Here is a 10426-nt window from a genome sequence, read left to right as displayed (position 1 = left end):
TCGTTCCATCGCGTGGATCTGGCCTGTTGCCAGCGCATTTGTGCGCGCTGTGACATCATGTATGGCAAGAGCCTCGAACGAATCAAACCAGGCCGCATCGGATTTCCAATAATTGGCGAAACGTTTGCCGGTGCCTTTGACGCCGTAGTCAATGTTGTCGAGCACATAACCTCCAGCTCCAACTCCGGAGACGTCTGCCTTTCCGTCCTTCGCTGGTACGATTGCCAAGTGGAAATCTTCAAGAAGGTACGGAAAATCTGCGTTGCCGTCTTTCAAGACAAAGACCACCGTCCCGGGACCGTCCGCACGGATCTCCTCGACCGGATCCACGATGGGCTTCGCGCCTGACTTGGATTGCTCCCCTCGATGATGGTTAATCGAGGCGAGGACATCCTTGGCATCTAAGCTTTTGCCGTTGTGGAATTCGATGCCTTTCCGCAGCTTAAAGGTCCACGTCCTGGCGTCTTTCGACACGTCCCAGGATTCCGCGATTTCGCCGTTAACCTTCCCGTCGGCGTCTATTCCTGTGAGATAACCGTGCAGGGTTTTGCCAAATAGTTCTGTGAATGAGTTCGTGTAGGTTCCTGGATCAAGGGAGTCGGACGTGGCGCCGGCCGCGACCCCGAGCTTGAAATGCCCTCCCCTCTTGGGGGCGGATTCTTGAGCGACGACGGAAAGTGTCGCGCCTGATGAAGTGATCGCCAGCGCCCCAACCGCGGCCGCGGATTTGAGGACGCTCCTTCGGCTTACAGTCAAAGCTGGGTTCCAATGTTCACCCCATTTGCTCATCGTAGTTCTCCTCTCTTGGCCTTCTTTATGACCTCGTTGGCTCAAAGCACGGCAAGACGCGGTACGGAGTCAGCCAGTTTGTTATTGATCGAGCAGCCAAATGACTTTTGCGATCTGCAGGAGACGCGTAGCGATTGGCATAACAAATTCGCACTCTGGACATAGCAAAATTCGCACGCTTTGCTACCAGAGCTTTGGCTGGACGCTGCTACCTGAGCATTGGATACCACAGTCAACAGGCTCGGAATTGTGAAAAAATGTAATCCAGCAAATGATTTAATTTCGCTTTGGCGTGACCGCACGCTCAAGTGCAGCTTGCTTTTATGAGCTGGCGGCAGCCCGTGCCGCACCGATTTGCCAGCGAATCCCTCGCGACTGGCCGAATTCCACAAGATCGAAGACGCTATTCGCGGCTGACCTTGCCCACAGTTTCTATCCGGTTTTGAGTTCGTTTCCGGTGTGGGTTGTGCCCTGCTGGGCGGGTGACGCGACGGGCGCTGGTGCGGAGCCTTTTGCATAGCGCAGCGCGAGCGACCGTCGCGGACTGAAGGTAGTGGCGAACTCCGGCCGGTGTCTGTTAGGTGATTTGGGAGTGCGGCCGCGCGGTGTTGTAGTCGGCGCGTCGCAGAGCGATGGCTGCGCGCGCCTGAGCCAGCCAAGTAAACAGCGTCTCGTTGAGCAGTTCATCGCGCAGGGCGGCACAATCACCGATCGGACGAATCTCTGTATTCGGCGCTGCGATGTTGCCTGCCAGACAGAACGCTGCCGCGCTGCTGCCGTGCGCACAGGGGGTAAAGCTCAGTCCGTACTCTTGTCATAGCACGCTAAGCTGCAGCAACCATTTGACGGCAAGCCGACGCAGTGTGCGCCGCAGGGGGAATCGGCAGCCGTGGCTGCAGTGCCTGCGGACCACCGGAGCCAGCGTTAGAACGGTTTCTAGAGCACGTCCTGTTTAATCCGGTTCATATCCTGCGGCTTTGAAGTAATTGGCACATTCGGCTGGGGTGAAGAGGTCGACGACCGCGCCGACCGCGTCCCACAGAGCCTCGATGGTTCTCTCGGCCTTTGCTCGCAGCAGTGCCTTGAGTTTGGCGAAGGCGTTCTCAATCGGATTGAAGTCGGGACTGTTGCGCGGCAGGTAAGCGATTCCGCTCAGGCAGATCAGATCGACCCAGCGTCACGCCGTAGAAGAAACGCAAGGCGCAAACGGTCTGGTTCAACGCGCCCCACGAGACCCTTCGGCCCACTAAGTGGGCCTGATAGGCGCGCACCTCTTCGTATCCCAGTTGATCGGGTGATCGTCCAAAAAATCGACTGAACTTCGCCACGTGATGCACGTAGGATCGCTGGGTCTCCGGTGACAAATTGCGGATCGTCAGATCTTCAATCATCCGCTGACGCAGAGGGCTTATCTGGGCCATCTGGGGTTCTCCTGTCTGGAAGGTTGGCTCGACACCAAATCTTCTCAGACAGGGGCCTCCTCAGGCCAGACCCCGCATCAGCTACCGCGGCAGCGGTTTAGTTCAATCACGCTCCGCAGCACAAGGGAATCGCAAAACCGAATTGCAGGAAAACAGCGCTCATAAACCGCGAATCCTGCAATTCCAAAGCCGCTATCCGCCTCAATCAACATGCCAGATCAGTGGCTTGCGGATAGTTCACGGTCGACTAAGTCTGCTCACTCTTTGCGGGACGGTGATCCCTAACATTCCAGTTGTCCAGAATGTTTCCTGTGGGATTTGATCGATTGATCACCGGGACCCTTCCGCGGATATCCTCTCATAGAGGGCGCGGAATGTCGGAGCGTTGATTATCTCATCCAATTTCGGCGCCCCCCAATGGTCGCTCTTCTTCAAGTGGGCTTGAAGTTCTGCGGCGAGTAGGCTGTCCCCCCCAACATCAAAGAAGTTGTCGTCCAATTCTATTTCTGTGGCGCCGAAAAGAGACCTGACTTCATCCAGGAAAAGGCCCTTCGGATCGGCGTGCCTCAACGTGATGTCCTCGCTTGTTCTGACTTCTCCGGGCGGCGATTTTCTAGCTTGGTCCGGCTGCTGTTCCGGCGTGATTATCCGGACCTGGTCGACCCATTGACTCACGCGAGGAGGCAAGGGCCGGGTCGCTACAATCACCTGGCCGTTGTCGACGGTCGCCAGTATGCGCTTGATGACATCGATGCCCTCGTCGGAACTGAGTGGCAAATCTTTCGCCTGACATGTCTGGTACGCGGCAGTCACCCGCTCATCGAAGGAGCAATCCCAGTCTTCCCACTTGGAATTGATCCACCGGACACCCAGTTTGCCCTGCACCTGGCGTGCAAATGCGTCCATGAAACTGTTGGCCGCTGCGTGCGCAGCCATTGTCGGTCCCCCGAGGATCGACGCAAGGGACGAGAAGAGGAACACGAACTCCGGTGATTGCCTGTGGGTGCACTGTACCCGCTCGATCGCACCATAAAGGTTGCGTGTCGCCACAATTTCGGAGGCGAATTCGCTAGCAGAGGTCGTGTCCTTCACCCCTGAAAGGAAGTTCACATCGGCGGCCCCCGTGGCGTGAAAAATCCCGTCGATTCGCCCGAATTCGCGAACCGTTGTGTCAAGCGCGTCCGACAGGCTGTCGAAATCGGATAGGACGGCCTGACGAAGAATCACCTGACCTTTTGCATCGTGAAGGGCGCTCAGTCGGCGTGTCCAGCCATCCTCATCGGAATCCACGTGCCCTGAACTCAAATGATCGGGCACGCCGGGGCGGGTTATCGCCACAACTGTCGCACCAAGGCTTACGAGATGCTCTGTCAAGGACAGGCCGATCCGCCCCAGAGCTCCCGTGACCAGATAGACGCCACTAGGCGGCAGGATCTCCCGTCCGGAAACCTGCGAAGCGAGACTCACTTGGGAAAAATGAGGCGTCCACCGTCGATTCCCGCGGAGCGCGACGATCGCATCGGGACCAGGCACGTCACGCCCGATTTCAGCCCCTAGCTGATAGCCTATATTCGGGTCGTCGATATTCAGATCAACAACCCGGCAATCGACCATTGGGTTCTCCTGCGATAGCACGATGGCGGGCCCGAAGACGCACGCTTTTTCGGGATCTACCGGTTCCTCATCGACTTGAACGCTCCGGTCACCAACGATCCAGAGATCGACCGGAGTCTGGAGCGCCAGAGCGGAAAGAACTCTGGCCAAATCGAGTATAGCGTCGTAGCTCCGCAAAAGATTGGTCTGCACCGTGCCCGGATCCCCACACGCGTCCGCTGTGCCGCTCAGGTGCCAGAGGCAGAGAATGCGGTTAACGGGGCGCTCCGAAGCAATCTCGGCCTCGAAGAACGCCTTCAGGCCTTCTCGGGTGGGATCAATGAAAATTGTAGACCCATTGATTTTCGGGGGCGAATTTGAGGATTTGGCTCGTCGGCAAACACGGACAACTTCATGACCCGCATCCTCCAACTGCCGCGTGATGCTGTTTGCCAGCACGTCTCCCACGCGCTCCACCTCACCAAACGGCCGATCAGCGAGCAGCAGCCAACGTAGCGCCTTTGTACTTCCGCCACTGGGAGCCGTGGGGGGAAGCATTTTCTCTGTCCAAGTCTGCGCATAGCTGAACACTTCCGCCTTGTGCCGTTCTCGCTCCCCGAGCTGCGGAAGCGCGGCACCAGCAGGCTGATCCTCCGGCCAGCAACGGTGACCGTCAAACGAGTACGTTGGAAGGGGGAGGCGCCGGCGAGTACCGAACGGTTCCAATTGATCACTGGCCCGCTTCCAATCCACCGGAACACCCGCGGCCCAGAGTGCCCCAAGGCATTCCAGAAGGACATGCCGGTCAGTGGACTCTTCATCATTCTCGTCGCGCGCGGCTGGGACAATCGATGGGATGCTGGTCTTGCGATCCTTTGGGTTGATCGCTCCATGTGCGAAACGCGCCAGATTGCGCGAAGGGCCAAGGTCAATGAGTGCAGTTACACCAGCCGCGACCATGGTCTGGATAGAGCGATCAAATCGGATAGTCCCAGTTGCTTGCCCACTCCAGTGGCTCTCCGGTAAGGGCACTTTCACCCCATGCAGGGATCCTGAATTCAGAGCAATGGCGACCTTCGGCAGACGCTTTTCGAGGATGCGGACCTGCGCGTCGATGATACTAGTCGCCGGTTCCATCAACGGAGAATGGCCGGGGACGCCAGCTGTATTAAGGAGGTGGTTGGGAATCTGTAGCTGTTCGAGCCTCCCTTGAAGCCTTTCGAGAAGTTCCCGCTTGCCGGTGAACACGACGCTGGTATTTGAATTCACGACACCGACGCTGATCTCGCCAGCTTCAGCTCGATCACGCCAAGCGTCCTCCGTTAGGATACGCTCAGCCTCGTTGGAGCCGCATCTGGCCGCAAGCATAGCACCGTCGATACCAACATTCGCCATCGCGCGGCTCCGAACGACCGTCAGCCCAACAGCATCTTCCACTGTCAGAATGCCCGCTAGGGTGGCCACGACGTATTCGCTCATGCTCTGTCCGACCAGATAATCGGGACGCACACCAAACAGTTCTAGCAAACGCGCCATGGAGTATTGCACGGAGAAAATTATGACACTGATTTCTTCGAAGGAAGCGGTCGCGTAGACGTCGTCGCCCCCAAACATGACCGTCTCCAGGTCACGATCCAGAACAGGGCGACTAGCGGCCGCACAAGCCAGGAAAGCATTGCGAAAGTCCGGCACGTGATCAAATAAATCCTTGAACATTCGCGTGTGCTGCACTCCGCTGCCCGGCAGCATGAACCCAATCGACGGCGGGGAAAGGGTCCGATCAGCCGCACGATCCCCCGCTTCTTCCAACTTCGCGATGGCCATGTCCAAGTTGCGCGCCACCACGACGGTTCGATGATCGAATTGGCATCTCGCCACCCGTAGCGTGTGGGCGACGTCACCGAGATCAATCTCGCGGTTGCGACGCAGGAACACGGCTAGATTCCGGCAGGCCCGGCTTAGCGCCGAGGAGGTCTTTGCAGATAGGCAAAGGGCGTGAGATCCCCGCGTGACCGATCCGGGCCAAGCCCTTGCGCTGTCGCCGTTCCATTCCTGCAGCACGACATGGCAATTGGTTCCGCCGATTCCGAGGCAAGTGACACCGGCAGTTCGAGGGCGTCCTTGCGGACGGGGCCAAGGTCTAAGCTGCTCATTGACGAAGAAGGGCGTGTCTTCCAGACCCAGATCATCGTTCAGCCGATTGATGTTGATGGTCGGTGGAATTACCCCATGCTGAAGGGTGAGAACTGTCTTGATAAAGCTTGCGACCCCTGCGGCTATGTTGGCATGGCCGATATTCGGTTTAATTGACCCAAGCGCACAGGTGTTGCCCATTCGGCCCCCATAAGCCTCTGCCAGAGCGCGGACCTCGATCGGGTCGCCGACCTTGGTGCCAGTGCCATGAGTTTCAATGTATTCCACGTCTTCAGCGCCGAGTGCCGCGGAGGCAAGTGCTTGGCGCACAACAGCGGCCTGGCCTCGCGCGCTAGGCGCCGAGAAGGACGATTTGGCGCGGCCATCGTTGTTAATGGCACATCCTTTTACCACTGCGCGGATCGGGTCGCCCGCCGCAAGCGCATCTTCGAGGCGCTTGAGAACCACGACCCCTACCCCATCTCCGAGCACCGTGCCATTGGCATCGGCATCAAAGGTCCGGCAAACACCGTCCGAAGAATTGATGAAGTCCTTGACATACTGATACCCCGCTTGCGGGAAGGTGATGCTCGCCGCGCCTGCCAGCGCCATGTCGCAATAGCCACCCGCTAGCGACTGAGCCGCAACCGCGATCGCCACTAGTCCAGTTGAGCATGAGGTTTGTACCGCAATACTTGGGCCGCTGAGGTCCAGCATGTAGGACACGCGCGAGGCAAGATAGTCCTTGTCGTTGCCGAGCTCCGTCAGGAAAGCGAGCGGGGCGTTGGCGGGATTGGTAAGGCCGCCCCCCTTCAAATGGTGTAGTAGATAGAGGGGGAGGAATGAACCTGCGAACACCCCAGTCCGGCCCTCATGCTGGGTTGGCGGATATCCGGCCGACTCGAGTGCCTTCCAGCAGCATTCGAGGAAGAGGCGATGCTGCGGGTCCATCAGCGTTGCCTCACGCCTTGAGAGCTTCCAGAAATCCGGATCGAAAAGGTCCACATCTTTGAGGTGTGCGCCCACGCGCACATAATCGGAGCGCTTCAGCACAGCCTCCGGAATGCCCCGGGCCTTGAGTTCCTGCTCGGAGAGCGCGGCAATCGAGCAGATGCCTTGGCACAGGTCCTCCCAGAGCTCGTCGACTGTCTCCGCTCCTGGGAAACGCCCGGCCATACCAATCACCGCAATGTCCATACCGGGACCGCGCCGCCCGTCTAACGCCTTGGTGTGCGCCGTCGCCGGCGAGGTTGGCGGTGTTCTGGGGAGCTTACGTTTTTGGGGGTGCTCCTGCTCGCCGCGGCGCTTGCGGAGAAGTGCGACCAGCTCTTTAAAAGTCGGATTGAGGAAGACTTCCACTACGCGGAGCTCGACCTTCAGACTCTCACGAAGCTGCGTGCTGAGACGGGCAGCCAGAAGGGAGTGTCCGCCGCAATCGAAAAAGTTGTCGCTCGGATCAGCAACTTCAGCCCGGAGAAGGTCATGCCAAGCTGCGCGGAGTGCCGATTCGACCCGGTCGGCACCTGTCAGTGAAGCCGACGCCTCTTTCGCCAGCTCGCGGAGGCGCGACCGATCAAGTTTTCCGTTGGCCGCAATGGGCAATTCCATCACTGCGATGATGTCAGAAGGGATTGCGTAGTGCGGCAGCTCAGATTTCAAATGCGCCCGCAAGGGTGCCTCCCAGCCCTTGCACCCATTCCGCAAGACTACATAGGCGATCAGTCGATAAGGCTGGCCGGTCGTCGAATCGAGCTCCGGCAATACGGCGGCGGAGCAGACCCCGGTGTACCGGAGCAAAGCAGCTTCCACAGATCCGGGGACGATGCTGTATCCCCGGATCTTCACCATGAAAGCGCAGCGCCCAATAATCTCCAACTGGCCGCCGGGCAGCATGCGGCCAAGATCGCCAGTGCGAAACATCCTGCCATCAGCGCGGAACGGGTCAGGAAAGAACCTTTCCTGTGTCATTTCCGGGCTGTTGAGATATCCGTGACTCAATGCATCGCCGCCGACGAAGATCTCGCCCAAGAAGCCCAGTGGCACGGGATCGCGCTGCTCCCCGAGGACATAGACACTGACATTGTGCTGAGGTGGACCGACCGGTACGACCTTTTGTGTTGTCGCAGGATCGATCTCGCTCAAGTCAATATGCGTGACATCATATGTCTCCGCTACGCTGTAGTGGTTGATAATTTTGACACGCGGCAGCGTATCCTTCACACGCGCAAGCAACGCTGCTGTTACCACCTCGCCTGATAGGTAAATCAATCGGAGATCCGGAAGGCGGGAGGGGAGGTCGAGGAAGCCGCTGCTGAGAAGCACATCCAGCAGTGAAGGGGTTAATAATGTTCGGGAAATTCGATTTCGTTCCAAGTATTCGACCAGCTGATGCGGATCGTAGATAACGTCGTCAGGTATCAGATAGGCAGGCATTCCGGCGAGGATCGGCCGCATTATCTCCCAGACTAAGAAGATATTAACCCCCTCGCGCTCATCAGGCGCGTATGGCAGGGTGTGATAGCGCCACTCGTATGAGCATACAGCGCTTCGGTGGGGGCAGACGATCCCCTTCGGTTCACCAGTCGTGCCGGACGAAAATACAATCTGGGCCGGCGCATCGATATCCACTGCTTGGGGATTGGCCGGACCGGCTTTGCCGAGCTGCACTTCCCAACCCTCGTCGAGCGACAGCGCAAGACCCGACCAGTCAGGCGGGAGGCTCGCTGCGAAACGGTTCTTGGTGACAACGATTTCGACGCATGCCTTCTCAAGTATCCGCTTTAGCGCCGCAACGGGCTGAGCTTTGTCAAGCACGACGTAGGCCGCCCCTGTCTTTAGAATGCCGAATAGCGCAACAGCGTATTCAGGTGAAGTATCCATCAGGATACCGATATGCGAACCTCGGCCCTGACCGTGGCCGAGGAGGTGTCTGGATAAATTCTCGCTCAGATCGTCGAGCTCACGGTATGTTAAGATCCCATTCTGTGAGACGACGGCAGGGGCGTCCGGATTAAGGGTCGCTTGTTTGCGGAATTGATCATGCAGTGGTAGTTCGGGATAAGGTAGGGCCTCGCCAATTCGAATGGAGGCTGGGAGTTGTGCCTTTACTTCCCCAACTTCACGCAGGAGGGTAGCCACCACATCCTCAGTCGTAGAATGGGTGTAAAAGTGATCACCACCAAACAGAATCCGGGCGAAGCGCGACGTCGTGAGCCGACGCCATTCGTCTAGGTCATTGGCATTGATCGTTTCGTCTTGAACTCCCCCCATTGCTGTGATCGCCGCGCCGAGGGGCGTTGGCAAGTTCCGGTCGTAGGTCTCCGCAAGTTCGAAGTCGGCCCGCATTGGAGGCAAGATGAAGTTATGAAGGAGTTCCTCATTTGCCAGCGCCTCCTTGGGGACCAAACCAAGGCTCCGGGCCACATCGGTCAACTTGTCATCCGCGTATATATACATGGGCGGCTCATCCGCCGGCACATCCGCCGACTTGTGAGCGGACACGACAACATGGAAGGGAGATGGCCGACCGACCTTCTCGAGGGAGCGGGCGATCTCGTAAGCCACGAGGGCACCTACGCTATGACCGAAGAAAATAAAAGGCCGGTCGCTGTACCCGCGGAGCGCCTCAGTGACCATGGGTACTAACACGTCCATGCTGCGGATAGCGGCCTCCGCTGACCGTTTGCCGCGCCCTGGAAGATCCAGGCAAATTAGCTCAACGTCTTCGGGGAGATACTCAGACCAAGTACGGAACGAATTGACGCTACCACCCCCATGCGGGAAGCAAAATATCCGATACGAAGGCTCAAGTGAAGTCTTTACGACACTCAGCAATGCTTTGGAAGCACCGGAAACTTGTTCCATTCTCAAACTACTCCGCTTCGATCCGTTGAAATAACCGTCTCTATCTGTAAACTAATTTTGGCCGGGCGTTTGACAGCCTGTTCAGCATACTTTTCGCTCCAGGGACTCGGAACATCCAGATCCATTGATAGGCACCTTTCTCCGCGATGTAACTTCCGTCGTTGGGCAATGCACCGCCACAATGAGCCGGCCTTATGCAGACTTCCTCATCTCCAAAGTATGTAGACTTCTTGCGAGCGTGATCACAAAAGCCTCGAACGCCTGACGCGAGACAGTTCGCGCAGTCGTCGGGATCGGAAACGCCGAGTGTAAAACCGCCGCAGCAGACTGTAATGTCGTAACTCGCAGTAAGGTAATTGGAGAGAGCGGTCCGTTGCCTTGACATGGCGGTAGATGCGAGTTTGCGGAGCCTCTCGGCCTCGTCGGGGAGGTCGATCCAGCGAGCATCTGAACTCGTGGCGCTTCAGCTGCCCCACCGACGAGGCCGGTTCCGCACTCATAGGCGCGCGAGGTCTGCGGCTGAAAGTACAACCGGCACCTGGCCGGGTTATGGCAATCGAACAGGCCAAGGTACCCATGGTCAACGCTATTAGCCCCATCGTCGTCAACCATGACGCATCTTATCT

Annotated in this window: 2 protein-coding genes and 3 pseudogenes; all 5 read right to left on the bottom strand. The window is 57.9% G+C overall.

Translation table 11 applies throughout. The features are described from left to right. Nucleotides 1–789: ABC transporter substrate-binding protein (locus EOA85_RS17200; protein ID WP_245485832.1), on the bottom strand; the 789-nt coding region annotated here is incomplete at its 3' end. Nucleotides 790–1221: 432 nt separating this feature from the next. Then, nucleotides 1222–1483 (bottom strand): annotated as a pseudogene (locus EOA85_RS39015) (integrase core domain-containing protein); the annotation flags it as partial. A 258-nt stretch (nucleotides 1484–1741) separates the two neighbouring features. After that, nucleotides 1742–1936 (bottom strand): annotated as a pseudogene (locus EOA85_RS17190) (IS630 family transposase); the annotation flags it as partial. 1 nt (nucleotide 1937) lies between these two features. Beyond that, nucleotides 1938–2210, bottom strand: a pseudogene (locus EOA85_RS17185) (site-specific integrase); the annotation flags it as partial. A 330-nt stretch (nucleotides 2211–2540) separates the two neighbouring features. After that, nucleotides 2541–9800, bottom strand: a complete 7260-nt coding sequence (locus EOA85_RS17180; protein WP_127210515.1) for a type I polyketide synthase — start codon at nucleotides 9798–9800, stop codon at nucleotides 2541–2543. Between the last annotated feature and the right edge of the window lie 626 nt (nucleotides 9801–10426).

This window comes from Mesorhizobium sp. M5C.F.Ca.IN.020.29.1.1, assembly GCF_003997375.1.
GTDB classification, from domain to species: Bacteria; Pseudomonadota; Alphaproteobacteria; order Rhizobiales; family Rhizobiaceae; genus Mesorhizobium; species Mesorhizobium wenxiniae.
This window is presented reverse-complemented; position numbering and strand designations above follow the sequence as displayed.

What these genes read in the sequence shown, in the direction of transcription:
- EOA85_RS17180 (WP_127210515.1), bottom strand. Translation starts at nt 9,800, where the DNA reads ATGGAACAAGTTTCCGGTGCTTCCAAAGCATTGCTGAGTGTCGTAAAG.